This is a genomic window from Enterobacter sp. C4G1 (genome assembly GCF_052886895.1).
Genome location: NZ_JBQVVV010000001.1, coordinates 960,251 through 978,943, shown reverse-complemented (window position 1 = coordinate 978,943; position 18,693 = coordinate 960,251). Strand labels below are relative to the sequence as shown.

Genomic DNA, 18,693 nt, shown 5'->3' with positions numbered 1-18,693 from the left:
ACTCTTCCTCGTTAAAGTTCTAATTCGTGCTGTAACAGGGAGGCGATTGCCTCTTCTGAGCTGGCGTTAACCAGTGCGCTGCGGAAATCTTCATGCATGATGCGACGAGCCAGGCGGGAGAAAATACGCATATGCTGGTCGCCTGCGGCGTGTTTGTTCAGTGTGAGCATAATGATGAATTGCGCTTCTTCATCGCCCCACATAACCGGGGATTTCAGGCGTGCAACGCTGATGGTGGATTGCTCAATATGTTCGGATTTGCTGTGCGGAATGGCGAAACTAAAGCCAAGCCCGGTGGAGAATACGGCCTCGCGTGCCCACAAATCGGCCTCCAGCTTGCGGGGATAGCGGCAACGCCCTGCGAGCAGCAGGTTGTCGGTCATTCCTTTCATGACCTCTTCCTTACTGTTCCAGTCGTTATGCAGTGAAATGCAGCGCGGCGTCACCAACGGTGTGTCCTGTTGATTCATGCGGAACTGCGCCAACAGGTGTTCAACTTCGAGTGAGGTGCGGCAAGCCATCGCCTGGTTCAGCAGCTGCCGACAGGCGCGGCTATCAAGTTGTGCCAGACGGGCTTTGGTGGCAGGGATGGCAGGCGAGCCCATGCTGAGTTCGTCCAGCCCCAGGCCAACCAGCAGTGGCAGCACCGAGCCTTTCGCACCCAATTCACCACACAGGCCAATCCATTTTCCCTGGCGATGAACGGCCTGCACGGCGTAATCCAGCGCCCGAAGAAATGCCGGGTTCAGACTGTTGTAATGCCGTGTGACTTTGGCGTTGTCGCGGTCGACAGCCAGCAGATACTGCGTCAGGTCATTGCTGCCGATGCTAAAGAAATCAATCTCTTCGCAGCACTGGTCAATGATGAACATCACCGATGGCACTTCCAGCATGATGCCGAGAGGGATTTTCTCATCAAACGGAATATGTTCGGCGCGAAGTTGCTGTTTCGCTTCGGCGAGTTTTTCTTTTACCCACAGGATCTCTTCCATGGAGGAGATCATCGGGATCATGATTTTTAGTTTGCCATGCGCGGAGGCACGCAGGATTGCCCGCAGCTGGGTAGCGAAAAGCACAGAGTACTCTTCATAAATGCGTACGGCACGGTAGCCGAGGAAGGGGTTGTTCTCTGCCGGAATGTTCAGGTAATCCACCGGCTTGTCACCGCCGATATCCATGGTTCGTACAATAATGCTGCGCCCGTTTGCACATTCAAGCGCCTGACAGAAAATGTTGTATAGCTCGTTTTCGCCGGGTGCGCTGGTGCGATCCATATACAGCATTTCGGTGCGGAACAGGCCAACCCCCTCTGCGCCGTTGCCGAATGCCGCCTGAGCCTCTGCCGCATGGGCAATGTTGGCGGCAATCTCGATTCGCAGTCCATCGGCTGTTCTGGCCTCACGGTTAAGCCAGAGACTTTGCTGCTCGCTTATCTTTTGTTGCACGCGCTCTTCCTGGCGGTAGTAGCGTGCCACTGCATCGCAGGCGTTGACCACAACAGCGCCAGCATTGCCATCCACAAAGACGGGCTGGTTACGCCACTGAAGCAAGCTTTCACTATCAACGCCGACCAGCGTCGGGATATTAAAAGAACGCGCAAGGATCACGGTATGCGAGGTTGTTCCGCCGCTTTTTAACAGCAGCCCTTTGAGCATGGTTTTATCAAGTTCCAGAAACTGGCCGGGCGTTAAATCATCCGCGAGGCAAATGGTCGGCTGGATGAGTTGTCCTGGCGTTGGGAAACGCTGTTCCCCGTAGATTTGCTGTAAAAGCTGATAGCAGACATCGCGGACATCCAGCACACGTTCCTGCAAATAACTGCTGCTGGAACGGGAGAACTCGCCGCAGAAATGGTTCGCTGTTGCGATAGTTGCCATCGCACAACTCAACCCCTGGTTCACTCCTGCCAGCAGGTGTTGGCGCAGCGACGTGTCCGTAGCCAGCGAACGATGTGCTTCCAGAATGGCGCTGGCAGTACTGTCGGTGTCCAGCGCACGTAGCTCAATGTTTTTCACCAGCAGAGTCAGGCCGCTATCCAGTGCAGACTGTTCTTCTTCCGGGCTTTTTGCATCGGGTAAATCGGACAGGGCGTTGAGATCCAGCGACGTTAATAATGTCAGGATGCCCTGTGCACTGCCGCTGCATACGGGTAGTGCACGGAACAGCGTGGGGTTAAGGCGGGTGAGTGATTCCGGCAATGGGTCAAGTTCGGTATTGATGGCTTCAGCAAGCGGGGCATCACAGTGGGGAAACTCATCCCGCAGCCATTGTGCCAGCCGCTGGTGGGCGCTTTGTTCATCTTCGCCGTTGATAATCAGACGACAGGCATCGCCTGCCAGGGTATCGGTGCCAATAAGAGCCAGTGCACTCCTGGCATCGCCTTTACGGTCGTTACGCAGGTTGTGCCACTCAATTTGCGAGATAAACGTATTGCACAGCGTTTCAACATGACTTGCCGGACGCGCGTGAACGCCGTTAGGCAGTTCACAGGTAAATTCCACAACCAGAGCCATACACACACTCCTGAAACCAATAGTCATTTATTGCAGACAGCATACGAGTGTGGTGATGAAGAGCGCCATGTGACAAATCTGCCAAAAGCTGGACAAATGTAATATCCCTTCGAAAGTGAGATTTGACTCACAGGTTGTGATGGTTTGCTTAATAAGACCTGGGTATGAAATGTCGAGGCGGATCGCATTTTTATTTCGACATTACAAAAATCCAGTAAATGGCCTTTTTGTCTCCTGTCCGGCCTCTTCCTGATTGCCTATTGTTTGCCACAACATCTTTATGGATATAGTCCAGGAGCGGCATATGAAAGAGTTGGTGCATATTCTCAAGAACACGCGGCAGCATCTGATGACCGGGGTGTCACATATGATCCCGTTCGTGGTCGCGGGCGGCATTTTGCTGGCGGTCTCGGTCATGCTGTATGGCAAGGGCGCTGTACCGGATGCCGCAACGGATCCCAACCTGAAAAAACTGTTCGATATCGGCGTCGCGGGGTTAACGCTGATGGTTCCCTTTCTGGCGGCTTACATAGGCTATTCCATTGCAGAACGTACTGCGTTGGCTCCCTGCGCCATAGCGGCCTGGGTTGGTAACAGCTTCGGCGCTGGTTTCTTCGGGGCCATTATTGCCGGGATCCTCGGTGGGATTGTTGTCTGGTACCTGAAAAAACTGCCGGTGCCAAAGATCCTGCGCTCCGTTATGCCTATTTTCATTATCCCTGTCATCGGCACCTTTATTACTGCGGGCATCATGATGTGGGGGCTGGGCGAACCTGTGGGTGCGTTAACGGCGGGCTTAACACAATGGCTACAGGGAATGCAGCAAGGCAGCATCGTGGTGTTGGCCGTCATCATCGGACTCATGTTGGCCTTTGATATGGGCGGCCCAATAAACAAGGTGGCTTATGCCTTCATGCTTATTTGCGTCGCTCAGGGTGTCTATACCGTGGTGGCGATTGCAGCGGTCGGTATTTGTGTTCCACCACTGGGTTTAGGCATGGCGACGCTGATTAACCGTAAAAATTTTACTGATGAAGAACGTGAAGCGGGTAAAGCGGCGCTGGTGATGGGTTGTGTGGGTGTCACCGAAGGGGCTATTCCGTTTGCCGCTGCCGACCCTTTGCGCGTTATTCCTTCCATCATGCTGGGCTCTGCGTGTGGTGCGGTAACGGCTGCCGTGATGGGGACACAGTGTTATGCCGGATGGGGTGGGCTGATCGTTCTTCCTGTGGTGGAAGGCAAGTTTGGCTATATCGCAGCGGTTGCAGTGGGGGCATTAGTGACGGCCATTAGCGTCAACGTGCTGAAGAGCCTTGCCCGCAGGAATGCGAAACAGGTCGAGAAAAAAGAGGATGACCTGGATCTGGATTTCGAAATTAACTGAATGAGGAAGAGAACATGGCCCGAATTATCGCAGTAACAGCATGTCCGTCTGGCGTTGCCCATACCTACATGGCCGCCGAAGCGCTGGAAAGCGCGGCTAAAGCCAAAGGCTGGGAGGTGAAGGTTGAAACACAGGGGTCGATTGGTCTTGAGAACGAGCTGACAAGTGAAGATATTGCCGCGGCGGATATGGTTATCCTGACCAAAGATATCGGCATTAAATTTGAAGAGCGTTTTGCCGGGAAGACTATCGTTCGCGTCAATATCAGTGACGCAGTCAAACGCGCCGACGCCATCATGAACAAAATTGATGCCCATCTGGCGCAAACCGCCTGATGCTCTCCCGCCCTTTGGGGCGGGCTGGTTTCCCGTTACAGGAGTTCCCTCATGACGAATCGTACCCAGTGTTTGAAAGACGCACTCTTTGCCAACCCGCGTGAAATCTCACTAGAACGTGCTTTGCTCTACACTGCCAGCCATCAGCAGACGGAAGGTGAGCCAGCGATTATCAGGCGCGCGAAAGCCACGGCGTACATTCTTGACCACGTGAATATCGCGATTCGTGATGAGGAACTGATTACCGGGAACCGTACTGTCAAACCGCGTGCAGGTATTATGTCGCCTGAGATGGATCCCTACTGGCTCCTTCAGGAACTGGATCAGTTTGCTACCCGGCCACAGGACCGCTTCGACATCAGTGATGAAGATAAGCAGACCTACCGGGATCTGCTCTATCCCTACTGGGAAAAGCGGTCGATGAAGGATTTTATCAACAGCCAGATGACGGACGAGGTTAAAGCCGCGGTGGGGACGCAGATTTTTAGCGTTAACCAGACGGATAAAGGGCAGGGGCATATCATTATTGATTACCCGCGCCTGTTGAATAACGGCCTGGATGCACTGGTGGCAGAAATGCGTGACCACTGCACCCGCGATACCAGGAACACCTTCTATGCTGCGGCGCTGATCCTTCTTGAAGCGTCCCAGCGTCATATTTTGCGTTATGCATTACTGGCTGAGGAGTCGGCAGAACTCAGTGAAACCACCCGGCGTGAAGAATTACTGAAGATTGCCGAAATCTCGCGTCATAACGCACATCATAAGCCGCAAACCTTCTGGCAAGCGTGTCAGCTATTCTGGTACATGAACGTCATTTTACAGTACGAATCCAACGCCAGTTCCCTCTCAATCGGGCGTTTTGACCAGTATATGTTGCCGTTTTATCAGGCATCACTTTCGCAGGGTGAAGAGCCTGCATTCCTTAAAGAACTACTGGAATCACTGTGGGTGAAGTGCAATGACGTGGTGCTCTTACGTTCGACCAGTAGTGCCCGCTATTTCGCTGGTTTCCCGACTGGCTATACCGCGCTATTGGGCGGGCTGACCGAAAACGGGCGAAGTGCCGTTAACGTACTTTCTTTCCTGTGTCTGGATGCCTACCAGAGCATTCAGCTCCCGCAGCCGAACCTTGGCGTACGGGTGAATGAGCTTATCGACAGGCCATTTCTGCTCAAAACCGCCGAGACAATCCGCCTGGGCACCGGTATTCCGCAGATTTTTAACGACGAAGTTGTTGTTCCTGCCTTTTTGAATCGGGGAGTGTCGCTGGAAGATGCGCGTGATTACGCGGTTGTCGGCTGCGTTGAGTTGTCGATTCCGGGTAAAACGTATGGCCTGCACGATATTGCCATGTTTAACCTGCTGAAAGTAATGGAAATTGCCATGCAGGATAATGAGGGAAATACCGAGCTGACTTATGAGGGGTTGCTTGAGCACATTCGCGCGAAGATTAATCACTACATTGCGCTGATGGTTGAGGGAAGCAATATCTGTGATATTGGCCATCGTGACTGGGCGCCGGTACCGCTACTCTCTTCCTTCATAAGTGATTGTCTGGATAAAGGAAAAGATATTACTGAGGGGGGGGCGCGCTATAACTTCTCTGGTGTTCAGGGGATCGGGATAGCGAATCTAAGCGATTCGCTTCATGCCCTGAAAGGACTGGTCTTTGAACAGCAACGCTTAAGTTTTGATGAACTTCTGGCAGTGTTAAAAGCTAACTTCGCCACCTCCGAAGGGGAAAAAGTACGTGCCCGCCTGATCAATCGCTTCGAGAAATACGGTAATGATATCGATGATGTCGATAACATCAGCGCTCAACTGCTGCGCCACTACTGTAAAGAGGTAGAAAAATACCGGAATCCGCGCGGTGGGCAGTTCACGCCGGGATCTTATACCGTATCGGCACATGTGCCACTGGGAGCCGTAGTTGGCGCGACACCTGATGGCCGCTATGCCGGTGAACAACTGGCAGATGGCGGTCTTTCGCCGATGCTTGGGCAAGATATGCAAGGCCCAACGGCGGTACTGAAATCGGTGAGCAAGCTGGATAACTATCTGTTATCTAATGGTACGCTATTGAACGTGAAGTTCACCCCTGCGACGCTGGAAGGGGATGCCGGGCTGCAAAAATTGGTCGATTTTCTTCGCGCATTTACCCAGCTAAAACTACAGCATGTCCAGTTCAACGTGGTGAATGCGGATACATTACGAGAAGCGCAGTCACGCCCGCAGGATTTCGCCGGGCTGGTAGTACGCGTTGCTGGGTACAGCGCCTTCTTTGTTGAGCTGTCGAAGGAGATCCAGGATGACATTATCCGTCGTACAGCGCATCAGTTGTAACGTGGTTGAAGCGCGCGCCGATATGGCGCGCATTTTCAACATCCAGCGCTACTCGTTAAATGACGGACGTGGTATCCGCACGGTCGTCTTTTTTAAAGGCTGCCCTCACAGCTGCCCCTGGTGTGCTAATCCGGAATCAATCTCGCCGAAAATCGAGACGGTACGCCGGGAAAGTAAGTGTCTGCATTGTGCCCCCTGTCTGCGTGATGCTGATGAGTGCCCGTCAGGTGCGTTTGAGCGTATCGGCAGGGATGTGACCCTGGATGAGCTTGAACATGAGGTGATGAAGGACGATGTCTTCTTTCGTTCTTCGGGCGGTGGGGTCACGCTTTCCGGTGGCGAAATTCTGATGCAGGCCTCTTTTGCGACCCATTTTTTCCAGCGACTGCGTCGCTATGGTGTACATACCGCCATTGAAACCGCAGGTGATGCGCCTTTGTCACGATTACTGCCTCTGGCCCGACAGTGCGATGAAGTGCTGTTTGATTTGAAGATGATGGATCCCGATCAGGCACGTGCCTCGCTGGCAATCAATTTGCCCAGAGTCCTGGATAACTTCTTACAACTGGTGGCAGCGGGTGTGAACGTAATCCCCCGTATACCTCTTATTCCAGGCTATACGCTCAACGACACCAACATGGCGCGGGTGCTCGCGTTTCTGATACCTTCAGGGATACGGCAACTGCACCTGCTACCTTTCCATCAGTACGGAGAACCAAAATACCGTCTGCTGGAGCAGGAGTGGGGGATGCGGCAGGTGACTCTTCCGACAGAGGATGAGGTTGCGTCGATGCGTCAAATGGCTGAACGTGAAGGGTTCCAGGTCACCGTAGGAGGTTAGGAGTGACAGTGATAACGGGGCGTTATTTGGTGGCGGTGACTGCCTGTGTCAGCGGTGTGGCACATACCTATATGGCCGCAGAACGACTGGAAAAGTTATGTCAGCAGGAAAAATGGAACGTTCACATTGAGACTCAGGGCGCTCTGGGCGTGGAAAGTACGCTCACGGAAGACGATATTCGCCGTGCAGATGTCGTGTTACTCATCACTGATATTGAACTGGCGGGAAGCGAACGTTTTGAACATACCCGCTATGTGAAGTGCGGGATTAACGCTTTTCTGCGCGATCCGCAGAAGGTCATGGTTGCGGTGCGTAAAATGTTATCAGCACCGCAGCACACTCAGGTCATTCTGGACTAGCCGCTTTTCCGGTGAGCTGGCTGTGGTACTGGCGGCGATATTCTGACGGCGAGCGCTCCGTGTTTTTACGGAATAACCGACAAAAGTAGTTACTGTCGACAAAGCCGCAGGCGTGAGCCACCTCTTTCACTTTTAAATCATACCCTTTCAACAACTGACGTGCGTGCTCCAGCCGGGTGTGTGTCAGGTATTCGTTAAAGCCCACTGCACCTGTTTTCTGAAAAAGATGCGACAGATAATTGGGTGAGATGTAAAACGCCTGGGCGACCGATTCACGGGTGAGTGGTGCGGCGTAATGTTCATCAATATAAATACGAATGGCTTCAAACAGGGCCTGACTGCGGGAGGCGGTTTGGATCTGACTGCCCAGCAGGTCGATACAGTGACTCAGCAGGCTAGCCACAATCAGTCTTGCTGTTTGTTGCTCGTTCGGCTGCATTTGCATTTCATGGAGTGTTTGCAGCAGGAAGGAGCCAATCCGGGGGCCACGGCGGGCAACATGTTGCTTCGCGAGATTGCGGATTTCCACGCCGTCCCAGTGCAAAAGGCTAAACCCAAGTTGTTGTTTACCAAACAGAATGCTCAGCGTTGTCGCGGGTTCTTGCCAGTGTGGGTCATTCCAGCCTCCTGGCGGAACGTAGAGGACATCACGTGGCTGTAGAACGGAGGCCGCGCAATCTTCAACAGACCCTTCAAGAACAATCTCCAGACGTGGAAAATCGACCTGTAAGGCAAGTTCTGGTGCACTGGATGCCTGGGTTGAAAAATGCACCTGACCCAGCGGTAATGCACCGTTAATCAGGTTAGTCAGGATCTGGGTGATATCGTGGTGCATGGTGTGGATACCGAAATTTGCCAGGCGGCGCGGCGCCGCCTGGCATCAAGCATTAGCCGGTGTTACGCATCCCTGCCGCAACGCCTGCAATTGTCACCATCAACGCCTGCTCTACGCGAGGATCAGGCTCTTTACCTTCCTCTTCGGCCTGGCGGGAACGGTGCAGCAGCTCAGCCTGGAGTACGTTCAGCGGGTCGGTGTAGATATTACGCAGCTGGATAGACTCGGCAATCCACGGCAGGTCTGCCATCAGGTGCGAGTCGTTGGCGATATCCAGTACCACTTTGATGTCGCCTTCCAGCAGTTCGCGCAGCTCTTTACCCAGCGCCCATAGCTCAGGTTTCACCAGACGCTGATCGTAGTATTCCGCCAGCCACAGGTCGGCTTTGGAGAAGACCATTTCCAGCATCCCAAGGCGTGTGGAGAAGAACGGCCAGTCGCGGCACATGGCTTCCAGCTCGCTCTGCTTGCCATCTTCCACCACTTTTTGCAGCGCCGCACCGGCACCCAGCCAGGCTGGCAGCATCAGGCGGTTTTGCGTCCAGGCGAAGATCCACGGGATAGCACGCAGAGACTCTACGCCACCGGTAGGGCGACGTTTGGCCGGGCGTGAACCCAGTGGCAGTTTACCCAGCTCCTGCTCAGGTGTCGCTGAACGGAAGTAAGGCACGAAGTCTTTGTTTTCACGCACGTAGCCGCGGTACAGATCGCAGGAGATATCTGACAGCTCGTCCATGATATGACACCAGGACTCCTTCGGCTCTGGCGGTGGAAGCAGGTTGGCTTCCAGAATGGCGCTGGTGTAAAGCGACAGGCTGCTGATAGTCACTTCCGGCAGACCGTACTTGAAGCGGATCATCTCGCCCTGTTCGGTTACACGCAGGCCACCTTTCAGGCTTCCCGGCGGTTGAGAAAGCAGTGCCGCATGAGCTGGCGCACCGCCACGGCCAATGGAACCACCACGACCGTGGAACAAGGTCAGTTCGATACCGGCTTTCTCGCAGGTCTTGATCAGTGCGTCTTGCGCCTGGTACTGAGCCCAGGATGCCGCCATTACGCCCGCGTCTTTTGCGGAGTCGGAATAGCCAATCATCACCATCTGTTTGCCCTGAATAAAGCCGCGATACCAGTCGATGTTCAGCAGCTGCGTCATGACATCGTTGGCGTTGTTCAAGTCATCCAGGGTTTCAAATAGCGGTGCCACCGGCAGGGCGTAGTCGATACCGGCTTCTTTCAGCAGGAGATGAACACCCAGCACATCGGACGGGGTTTTCGCCATCGAGATCACATAGGCCGCCACCGATCCTTTCGGCGCATCAACGATCGCTTTACAGGTGTTGAGCACTTCGCGGGTTTCGTTGCTGGGTTCCCAGTTGCGTGGCAACAGAGGACGTTTGGAATTCAGCTCGCGGATCAGGAAGGCTTGTTTGTCGGCTTCGGACCAGCTTTCGTAGTCACCAATACCGAGATAGCGGGTCAGTTCACCCAGCGCTTCAGTGTGGCGGGTGCTTTCCTGACGAACATCGATACGTACCAGCGGCACGCCGAAACACTTCACGCGGCGCAAGGTGTCGAGCAGTTCACCGTTGGCGATGATGCCCATACCGCAAGCTTGCAGAGATTTATAGCAGGCGTACAGCGGGTCCCAGAGCTGTTCGTTCTGGCTCAGCAGGCCTTCCGGCTTCGGCAGGCGCTGGCCTTTGAGGCGCGCTTCCAGCCAGGCCTGAGTTGCCATCAGCTGACCACGCAGCTTTTTCATCAGATAGCGATACGGCTCGCTGGCACCTTCTTCACCGGCCAGTTCGCGCAGTTCTGGTGTCGCTTCAACCATCGACAGCTCAGAGATCAGCACCTGAATATCTTTCAGGAACAGGTCGGTGGCTTTCCAGCGGCTTAACAGCAGGACGTGGCGGGTGATCTCTGCGGTCACGTTCGGGTTACCGTCACGGTCACCGCCCATCCAGGAAGTGAAGCGCACCGGCACAAAATCCACCGGCAGGCGGTAGCCCAGGTTTTCTTCCAGCTGTTCGTTCAGCTCGCGCAGGTAGTTAGGAACACCTTCCCACAGGCTGTTTTCCACCACCGCAAAGCCCCATTTGGCCTCATCGACCGGGCTTGGGCGGTTCTTACGAATTTCGTCAGTGTGCCAGGACTGGGCAATCAGCTGGCGCAGACGGCGCATCAGCTGGTTACGTTCGTAGTCGGCGATGTCTTTGTTATCCAGCTGCTTCAGGCAGTTGTTCACTTCCACCATTTTGTGGATAAGCGTACGACGGGTGATCTCGGTTGGGTGAGCAGTCAGTACCAGTTCCAGAGAGAGCGACTCCACCGCTTTTTTGATGGTCGCTTCGTTGAGGTCTGGCTGGTCTTTCAGTTTACGAAGTGTACGGGCAATAACTTCCGGGTTGCTGGCCGCTTCGCCTTTTGGCGAAATGCTGTGGTATTGCTCAGCGGTGTTCGCCAGGTTCAGGAACTGGCTGAATGCGCGTGCAACAGGCAGCAGCTCATCGTTAGACAGGTTCTGCAAGGTGGTAAGCAGCTCCTGACGATTGGCCTCGTTTCCTGCACGGGAAGATTTAGACAGCTTACGGATTGTCTCAACGCGGTCGAGAATGTTCTCACCCAACGCATCCTTGATGGTATCTCCCAGCACCTTGCCGAGCATACTGACATTACTACGCAACGCGGAATATTGTTCGTTCATAAAAACCCAGTCACCCCATCATTTTTGTTTATGCCCAATCGAAAATCTTTTGGACAATATTTTGTCATCTCCCTTTATAAAGCCACGTAAAACCCCTGTCGTCAATTGCTGCGAAAACGGTTCAGCAAACGAATAAATGTGGGCAATTTACGAAATTTAATTCGCTTCGCGTCAGATAAGTGATGCTTATGGGAATGTGACGAAGATCGCGAGATTTTCCCCTCTCATTCGAGAGGGGAAAGGTCATTAATGCCAGCAGAAGTGATGCACAACCTGGGTAATCAGTTCACGGGTTGGTTTGATAAAGCGGGTTTCCAGGTACTCATCCGGCTGGTGGGCCTGGTTGATGGAGCCAGGGCCGAGGACCAGTGTTGGACACAGGGTCTGAATAAACGGCGCTTCGGTGCAGTAGTTCACCACGTCGGTTTTCTCGCCGAGCAGTTTTTCCACCACTTCGACCAGCTGGTGATCCGGCGGGCACTCGTAGCCCGGAATAGGCGGATGCAGATCGGAAACTGTCAGGCGACCAGGCCAGCGTTCGCTCACCGGTGCCAGGGCTTCTGTCAGTAAACCGTTCAGGTCGCTCAGCGTCATACCTGGCAGCGGGCGGATATCCATATGCAGTTCGCAACAGGCGCAGATACGGTTCGAGGCATCCCCGCCGTGCAGGCTACCGAGGTTCAGCGTCGGGTAAGGAACGGTGAACGAATCATGGTGATAGCGCTCTTTCAGGGAATCACGTAGTTGCATGATGTGACCGATGGCATCGTGCATCAGCTCAATGGCGTTCACGCCGCGAGCCGGATCGCTGGAGTGGCCGGACTGGCCCAGTACGCGCACCGCTGTAGAAATATGGCCTTTATGCGCACGAATGGGCTGCAAAGAGGTTGGTTCGCCGATGATGGCGCAATCCGGGCGAATAGAGGTATTTTCAGAGAAATAACGTGCGCCCGCCATGCTGGTTTCTTCATCGGCGGTCGCCAGGATATAGAGCGGTTTTTTTAGTTTCGTCACGTCCACGTCACGCAGCGCGTCGAGGATAAAAGCGAAGAAACCTTTCATGTCGGCGGTGCCCAGACCGTAGAGTTTGTTGTCGTGTTCGGTCAGGGTGAACGGGTCGCGTGTCCAGCGGCCGTCGTCAAACGGAACGGTGTCAGTATGGCCTGCCAGCAGCAGCCCACCCGCGCCGGTTCCGGTACTGGCCAGCAGGTTAAATTTATGACGTGTTCCGGGGACAGGCTGAACCTCAACGTTAAACCCAAGATCGCTAAACCAACCCGCCAGAAGATTGATTAAAGACTCATTGCTCTGATCCAGCGCTTCTTCGGTTGCACTGATGGACGGTGTGGCGATCAGGGCGCGGTAAATCTCGATAAATGGCGGTAAGTTCATTTTCATTGTTGACACACCTTAGGTCGTGATAGTATCAATATTCATGCAATAAATGTGAATAAAAATACATTAACGTTGAGCATAAAGGAACCTGATGTTGAATACGCTGATTGTAGGCGCTAGCGGTTATGCGGGCGCAGAGCTTGTAAGCTACGTGAATCGCCATCCACATATGACCATAACCGCTTTGACCGTGTCAGCGCAAAGCAATGATGCAGGAAAGTTAATTTCTGATTTGCATCCACAACTTAAGGGCATCGTTGATCTGCCTTTGCAGCCGATGTCTGACATCACCGAGTTCACCGACGGTGTCGACGTGGTGTTTTTAGCCACAGCGCACGAAGTCAGCCACGACCTGGTACCGCAATTCCTGGCGGCCGGTTGTGTGGTGTTCGACCTTTCTGGCGCGTTTCGCGTTAACGATGGCGCGTTCTACGAGAAATATTACGGTTTCACCCATCAGCACCCGGATCTGCTTGAAAAAGCGGTATATGGCCTGGCGGAGTGGAGCGCGGACAAACTGAAAGAAGCAGATTTGATTGCCGTGCCGGGTTGCTACCCAACGGCGGCGCAGCTTTCACTTAAGCCCTTGATCGACGCAGGTTTGCTGGATCTGAATCAGTGGCCGGTGATCAACGCCACCAGTGGCGTGAGCGGTGCTGGACGCAAGGCGGCAATTTCCAATAGCTTCTGCGAAGTGAGCCTCCAGCCTTACGGCGTGTTTAATCACCGTCATCACCCTGAAATCACCACCCATCTGGGCGCGGATGTGATTTTTACCCCGCACCTGGGCAGCTTCCCGCGTGGGATCCTCGAAACCATTACCTGCCGCCTGAAACCGGGTGTGACCAAAGAACAGGTGGGCGAGGTCTTTACTCAGGCATATGCTGATAAACCCCTGGTGCGTCTGTATGAAAAAGGTGTCCCGGCGCTGAAAAATGTGGTCGGTCTGCCGTTCTGCGATATCGGCTTTGCCGTGCAGGGCGAACACCTGATTGTGGTCGCCGCAGAAGATAACTTACTCAAAGGCGCTGCCGCCCAGGCAATGCAGTGCGCAAACATTCGTTTTGGCTTCGCTGAAACGCAGTCTCTTATTTAAGGTGTGATGATGAACCCATTAATTATCAAGCTCGGTGGTGTACTGCTGGACAGCGAAGAAGCGCTGGAGCGTCTTTTTACCGCACTGGTTAACTATCGTGAATCACACCAACGCCCGCTGGTGATTGTCCACGGCGGCGGCTGCGTGGTGGATGAGCTGATGAAAGGGCTCAACCTGCCAGTGAAAAAGAAAAATGGCCTGCGCGTAACGCCTGCCGATCAGATTGGCATCATTACCGGTGCGCTGGCGGGTACGGCGAACAAAACGCTGCTGGCATGGGCGAAGAAACACCATATCGCCTCTGTTGGCCTCTATCTGGGCGATGGCGATAGCGTAAAAGTGACCCCGCTCGACGAAGAGCTCGGACATGTTGGACTGGCGCAGCCAGGTTCGCCTAAGCTGATTAACACGCTGCTGGAGGGCGGTTTCCTGCCGGTGGTAAGCTCAATCGGTGTCACCGAAGAGGGTGAGCTAATGAACGTGAATGCAGACCAGGCGGCAACCGCACTGGCGGCAACGCTGGGTGCTGACCTGATTCTGCTCTCTGACGTGAGCGGTATTCTGGACGGTAAAGGCCAGCGTATTGCGGAAATGACGGCGGCGAAAGCCGAGCAGCTGATTGCGCAGGGCATTATTACCGACGGCATGATCGTGAAAGTGAACGCAGCGCTGGATGCTGCCCGCACGCTTGGCCGCCCGGTAGATATCGCCTCCTGGCGTCACGCGGAGCAACTCCCGGCGCTGTTTAACGGCACACCGATTGGCACGCGTATTCTGGCGTAATCGATTTATTGTTTTGTAGGCCCGGTAAGCGCAGCGCCACCGGGCAATGAAATTCAAAGATATTAAGGAAGCATGTTATGGCACTTTGGGGTGGGCGTTTTACACAGGCAGCGGATCAACGGTTCAAACAGTTTAACGACTCTTTGCGCTTCGACTACCGCCTGGCCGAACAAGATATCGTCGGCTCTGTGGCCTGGTCCAAAGCACTGGTTACCGTAGGTGTGCTGACCGCAGATGAGCAACAGCAGCTGGAAGAAGCGCTGAACAACCTGCTGGAAGAGGTGCGTCTTGACCCGCAGCAGATCCTGAAAAGCGATGCCGAAGATATCCATAGCTGGGTGGAAGGTAAGCTTATCGATAAAGTCGGTCAGCTGGGTAAAAAGCTGCACACCGGTCGTAGCCGTAACGACCAGGTCGCAACCGATCTGAAGCTGTGGTGCAAAGACACCGTAGTTGAACTGCTGGCGGCAAACCGTCAGTTACAGGCTGCACTGGTGGAAACCGCGCAGAACAACCAGGATGCGGTTATGCCGGGTTACACCCACCTGCAACGTGCCCAGCCGGTGACGTTTGCTCACTGGAGCCTGGCCTATGTAGAAATGCTGGCACGTGATGAAAGCCGTCTTCAGGATACCCTGAAGCGTCTGGACGTGAGTCCGCTGGGTAGCGGTGCGCTGGCGGGTACAGCGTATGAAATTGACCGTGAACAGCTGGCAGGCTGGCTGGGCTTTGCTTCTGCCACCCGTAACAGCTTGGACAGCGTGTCTGACCGCGATCACGTGCTGGAGCTGCTGTCCAATGCCTCTATCGGGATGGTTCACCTGTCGCGTTTCGCAGAAGATTTGATCTTCTTCAACTCCGGTGAAGCTGGCTTTGTTGAGCTTTCTGACCGTGTGACCTCTGGCTCTTCCCTGATGCCACAGAAGAAAAACCCGGATGCGCTGGAGCTTATCCGCGGTAAGTGTGGCCGTGTGCAGGGTGCGCTGACTGGCATGATGATGACCCTGAAAGGGCTGCCGCTGGCGTATAACAAAGATATGCAGGAAGACAAAGAAGGGCTGTTCGACGCGCTCGACACCTGGCTGGATTGCCTGCATATGGGCGCACTGGTGCTGGATGGTATTCAGGTGAAACGCCCACGTTGTCAGGAAGCTGCACAGCAGGGTTACGCTAACTCCACCGAACTGGCTGACTATCTGGTGGCGAAAGGTGTTCCGTTCCGTGAAGCGCACCATATTGTGGGTGAAGCGGTAGTGGAAGCGATTCGTCAGGGTAAACCTCTGGAAGAGCTGACGCTTACCGACCTGCAAAAATTCAGTGCGGTTATCGGGGATGATGTTTATCCGATTCTGGCGTTGCAGTCTTGCCTGGATAAGCGTGCGGCGAAAGGCGGTGTATCGCCTAAGCAGGTCGCGCAGGCGATCGCGGATGCGAAGAGCCGGTTGGTTTGAACCGTGCGGGCTGATGCCCTCACCCCGGCCCTCTCCCACAGGGAGAGGGAGAAAAACAGAGCCTGGCTTAGCGCCGGGCTTTTTTACGCAAAAAAAATGCGGACCACGGGGTCCGCAAAAGTTCACGTTGGCTTTAGTTGTTCGAGTTTTGAGAGAAACTCGTCAGACGGTGGCGGGGTCGTTTTGGGTCAAACATGTGCCGCCCTGTCTATGTGGTGTATTATTCAACAGAATGCTTGATAGGGATAATCGTTCGTTGCTATGCTATCTATCGCCACGAACTATCGTGGCGACGGAGGATGAATAATGAATATTCGTGATCTTGAATACCTGGTAGCGTTAGCCGAGCACCGTCATTTTCGCCGCGCGGCAGATTCCTGCCACGTGAGCCAGCCCACGCTGAGCGGTCAAATCCGCAAGCTGGAGGATGAGCTGGGCGTAATGCTGCTGGAGCGCACCAGTCGTAAGGTTCTGTTCACCCAGGCAGGTCTTCTGCTGGTGGATCAGGCGCGCACCGTGCTGCGCGAGGTCAAAGTGCTCAAGGAAATGGCAAGCCAGCAGGGGGAAGCGATGTCGGGCCCACTGCATATTGGCCTGATCCCAACCGTTGGCCCGTACCTGTTACCGCAGATCATACCGATGCTGCACCAGACATTCCCGAAACTCGAAATGTATCTGCATGAAGCGCAAACCCATCAGCTGCTGGCGCAGTTAGATAGCGGTAAGCTCGATTGCGCTATTCTGGCGCTGGTCAAAGAGAGTGAAGCCTTTATTGAGGTGCCGCTGTTTGATGAGCCGATGATGCTGGCTATCTATGAAGATCATCCGTGGGCGAACCGCGATCGCGTGCCGATGGCCGATCTGGCCGGTGAAAAGTTGCTGATGCTGGAAGATGGCCACTGTCTGCGCGATCAGGCGATGGGCTTCTGTTTTGAGGCCGGTGCGGATGAAGATACCCATTTCCGCGCAACCAGTCTGGAAACGCTGCGTAACATGGTGGCGGCGGGAAGCGGTATCACGCTGCTGCCTGCGCTGGCTGTTCCGCACGAGCGTAAACGTGATGGTGTGGTCTATCTGCCGTGCATTAAACCAGAGCCGCGTCGTACCATTGGCCTGGTTTATCGCCCGGGCTCGCCACTGCGCAGCCGCTATGAGCAGCTGGCAGAGGCCATCCGTAGTTCCATGGATGGCCATTTTGACAGCGCGTTAAAACAGACGGTTCAGACCGTTTAGTGCCGCTACCCGATAGGCTTCCGCCATGGTCGGGTAGTTAAAGGTGGTGTTAACGAAGTACTCGATGGTGTTACCACCACCTTTTTGCTCCATTATCGCCTGGCCGATATGAATGATTTCCGCCGCGCGTTCACCAAAGCAGTGAATACCGAGGATCTCTTTCGTCTCGCGATGGAACAAAATCTTCAGCGTTCCCACACTCATTCCCACGATTTGCGCCCGCGCCAGATGTTTAAACTGGGCACGTCCCACCTCGTAAGGCACTTTCATGGACGTCAGTTGCTGTTCGGTTTTCCCGACGGAGCTAATTTCCGGGATGGTGTAAATCCCTGTCGGAATATCTTCAATCAGATGTGCGGTAGCTTCGCCTTTCACCAGCGCCTGAGCCGCGATGCGCCCCTGATCGTAGGCCGCTGACGCGAGGCTTGGATAACCAATCACATCACCCACCGCGTAAACGTGCGGCAGCGCGGTCTGGTACATGCTGTTGACCTTCAGCTGGCCACGGCTGTCGGTTTCAAGCCCGATGTTTTCCAGCGCCAGCGAATCGGTATTTCCGGTACGGCCGTTGGCATACAGCAGGCAGTCGGCTTTCAGTTTCTTGCCGGATTTCAGATGCATGATCACACCGTCATCGCAGCCTTCGATTTTCTCGTACTCTTCGTTGTGGCGAATCACCACACCGCTGTTCCAGAAATGATACGAGAGGGAATCTGACATCTCCTGGTCGAGGAAGGCCAGCAGGCGATCGCGAGTGTTAATCAGGTCAACTTTGACCTCCATACCCCGGAAGATCGACGCATATTCGCAGCCAATCACTCCTGCGCCATAGATAATCACATGGCGTGGTTCGTGGTGCAGGCTGAGGATGGAGTCGCTGTCGTAGATACGTGGGTGCGAGAAGTCGACATCGGCCGGATGGTACGGGCGCGAGCCGCAGGCAATCACGAATTTTTCGGCGGTGATGGTTTCAACCGAACCGTCATGGCATTCGAGTGCCAGGGTGTGCTCATCGACAAAATGCGCGTTGCCCTGCAAAATTTCGCAGTGGTTACGCTCATAAAATCCCTGACGCATACGTGTCTGCTGGTTAATGACGGTATCCGCATGATTCAGGATGTCGGCAAAGGAAGAACGAAGAAGTCGGGAGTGGTCGCTGTAAAGAGGGTTCTGGTTAAATTCAATAATACGGCTAACGGCATGGCGGAGGGCTTTGGAAGGGATGGTGCCCCAGTGGGTGCAACCGCCGCCGACATTATGGTAGCGCTCAATGACCGCTACTCTGGCTCCCTGTTTCACCAGACCCATAGCAGCACCTTCGCCGCCGGGGCCGGAACCAATAACTATTGCGTCGTAATCGTAGGAATGTGGCATGGCAAGGCTTACCTGTTCTTATACATAAAAGCAACAGAATCATA

Annotated in this window: 14 protein-coding genes; 9 read left to right on the top strand and 5 right to left on the bottom strand. The window is 54.3% G+C overall.

What is annotated here, in order from left to right:
• Positions 1-11 precede the first annotated feature (11 nt).
• Positions 12-2,513, bottom strand: coding sequence for a phosphoenolpyruvate--protein phosphotransferase (gene ptsP / locus ACT9TW_RS04695; RefSeq protein ID WP_446491775.1), 2,502 nt, complete (start codon positions 2,511-2,513; stop codon positions 12-14).
• Positions 2,514-2,817: 304 nt separating this feature from the next.
• Between ptsP and ACT9TW_RS04690 the strand changes: the two genes are divergently transcribed.
• From ACT9TW_RS04690 to ACT9TW_RS04670, 5 genes are read left to right on the top strand one after another with little or no spacing between them, the layout of a single operon-like run.
• Positions 2,818-3,897 (top strand): PTS fructose transporter subunit EIIC, encoded by a 1,080-nt coding sequence (locus ACT9TW_RS04690; RefSeq protein WP_446491774.1) that lies wholly within the window; start codon positions 2,818-2,820, stop codon positions 3,895-3,897.
• A 14-nt stretch (positions 3,898-3,911) separates the two neighbouring features.
• Positions 3,912-4,232, top strand: a complete 321-nt coding sequence (locus ACT9TW_RS04685) for a PTS fructose-like transporter subunit IIB (protein WP_166718497.1) — start codon at positions 3,912-3,914, stop codon at positions 4,230-4,232.
• Between the two features lie 51 nt (positions 4,233-4,283).
• On the top strand, positions 4,284-6,578 hold the full coding sequence (locus tag ACT9TW_RS04680; RefSeq protein WP_446491773.1) for a formate C-acetyltransferase: 2,295 nt from the start codon (positions 4,284-4,286) through the stop codon (positions 6,576-6,578).
• Positions 6,544-7,419, top strand: a complete 876-nt coding sequence (locus ACT9TW_RS04675; RefSeq protein WP_446491772.1) for a [formate-C-acetyltransferase]-activating enzyme — start codon at positions 6,544-6,546, stop codon at positions 7,417-7,419. Before ACT9TW_RS04680 ends, ACT9TW_RS04675 begins: the two co-directional genes overlap by 35 nt.
• An 11-nt stretch (positions 7,420-7,430) precedes the next feature.
• Positions 7,431-7,778: a PTS fructose-like transporter subunit IIB gene (locus ACT9TW_RS04670; RefSeq protein WP_446492677.1), complete on the top strand. Its 348-nt coding sequence runs from the start codon at positions 7,431-7,433 to the stop codon at positions 7,776-7,778.
• Here the strand turns inward: ACT9TW_RS04670 and ACT9TW_RS04665 are convergent.
• The 3 genes from ACT9TW_RS04665 to argE form a co-directional block, all read right to left on the bottom strand.
• Complete coding sequence (locus tag ACT9TW_RS04665; protein ID WP_315687324.1) at positions 7,765-8,613, bottom strand: helix-turn-helix transcriptional regulator; 849 nt, start codon at positions 8,611-8,613, stop codon at positions 7,765-7,767. The two genes, ACT9TW_RS04670 and ACT9TW_RS04665, sit on opposite strands and share 14 nt — an antisense overlap.
• Before the next feature lie 52 nt (positions 8,614-8,665).
• Positions 8,666-11,317, bottom strand: coding sequence for a phosphoenolpyruvate carboxylase (ppc, locus tag ACT9TW_RS04660; protein WP_182062979.1), 2,652 nt, complete (start codon positions 11,315-11,317; stop codon positions 8,666-8,668).
• 246 nt (positions 11,318-11,563) lie between these two features.
• Positions 11,564-12,715: an acetylornithine deacetylase gene (argE, locus tag ACT9TW_RS04655; RefSeq protein ID WP_182062978.1), complete on the bottom strand. Its 1,152-nt coding sequence runs from the start codon at positions 12,713-12,715 to the stop codon at positions 11,564-11,566.
• A gap of 88 nt (positions 12,716-12,803) precedes the next feature.
• Here argE and argC point away from each other — a divergent pair, with 88 nt between their 5' ends.
• From argC to oxyR, 4 genes are all read left to right on the top strand, one after another.
• Positions 12,804-13,808 (top strand): N-acetyl-gamma-glutamyl-phosphate reductase, encoded by a 1,005-nt coding sequence (argC, locus tag ACT9TW_RS04650; RefSeq protein ID WP_182062977.1) that lies wholly within the window; start codon positions 12,804-12,806, stop codon positions 13,806-13,808.
• Positions 13,809-13,814: 6 nt separating this feature from the next.
• Positions 13,815-14,591, top strand: coding sequence for an acetylglutamate kinase (gene argB / locus ACT9TW_RS04645; RefSeq protein ID WP_182062976.1), 777 nt, complete (start codon positions 13,815-13,817; stop codon positions 14,589-14,591).
• A gap of 77 nt (positions 14,592-14,668) precedes the next feature.
• Positions 14,669-16,042, top strand: coding sequence for an argininosuccinate lyase (argH, locus tag ACT9TW_RS04640; RefSeq protein ID WP_182062975.1), 1,374 nt, complete (start codon positions 14,669-14,671; stop codon positions 16,040-16,042).
• Between the two features lie 306 nt (positions 16,043-16,348).
• The gene (gene oxyR / locus ACT9TW_RS04635; protein WP_446491771.1) at positions 16,349-17,275 is read left to right on the top strand and encodes a DNA-binding transcriptional regulator OxyR; all 927 of its coding nucleotides are present in this window, start codon (positions 16,349-16,351) and stop codon (positions 17,273-17,275) included.
• Here the strand turns inward: oxyR and sthA are convergent.
• The gene (sthA, locus tag ACT9TW_RS04630) at positions 17,249-18,649 is read right to left on the bottom strand and encodes a Si-specific NAD(P)(+) transhydrogenase (protein WP_315687317.1); all 1,401 of its coding nucleotides are present in this window, start codon (positions 18,647-18,649) and stop codon (positions 17,249-17,251) included. The two genes, oxyR and sthA, sit on opposite strands and share 27 nt — an antisense overlap.
• Positions 18,650-18,693: the final 44 nt, after the last annotated feature.

Bases quoted from the DNA above. Each gene is read 5' to 3' on its own strand.
- ptsP (WP_446491775.1), bottom strand. From the start codon at position 2,513: ATGGCTCTGGTTGTGGAATTTACCTGTGAACTGCCTAACGGCGTTCAC.
- ACT9TW_RS04690 (WP_446491774.1), top strand. From the start codon at position 2,818: ATGAAAGAGTTGGTGCATATTCTCAAGAACACGCGGCAGCATCTGATG.
- ACT9TW_RS04685 (WP_166718497.1), top strand. From the start codon at position 3,912: ATGGCCCGAATTATCGCAGTAACAGCATGTCCGTCTGGCGTTGCCCAT.
- ACT9TW_RS04680 (WP_446491773.1), top strand. From the start codon at position 4,284: ATGACGAATCGTACCCAGTGTTTGAAAGACGCACTCTTTGCCAACCCG.
- ACT9TW_RS04675 (WP_446491772.1), top strand. From the start codon at position 6,544: ATGACATTATCCGTCGTACAGCGCATCAGTTGTAACGTGGTTGAAGCG.
- ACT9TW_RS04665 (WP_315687324.1), bottom strand. From the start codon at position 8,613: ATGCACCACGATATCACCCAGATCCTGACTAACCTGATTAACGGTGCA.
- ppc (WP_182062979.1), bottom strand. From the start codon at position 11,317: ATGAACGAACAATATTCCGCGTTGCGTAGTAATGTCAGTATGCTCGGC.
- argE (WP_182062978.1), bottom strand. From the start codon at position 12,715: ATGAAAATGAACTTACCGCCATTTATCGAGATTTACCGCGCCCTGATC.
- argC (WP_182062977.1), top strand. From the start codon at position 12,804: ATGTTGAATACGCTGATTGTAGGCGCTAGCGGTTATGCGGGCGCAGAG.
- argB (WP_182062976.1), top strand. From the start codon at position 13,815: ATGATGAACCCATTAATTATCAAGCTCGGTGGTGTACTGCTGGACAGC.
- argH (WP_182062975.1), top strand. From the start codon at position 14,669: ATGGCACTTTGGGGTGGGCGTTTTACACAGGCAGCGGATCAACGGTTC.
- oxyR (WP_446491771.1), top strand. From the start codon at position 16,349: ATGAATATTCGTGATCTTGAATACCTGGTAGCGTTAGCCGAGCACCGT.
- sthA (WP_315687317.1), bottom strand. From the start codon at position 18,649: ATGCCACATTCCTACGATTACGACGCAATAGTTATTGGTTCCGGCCCC.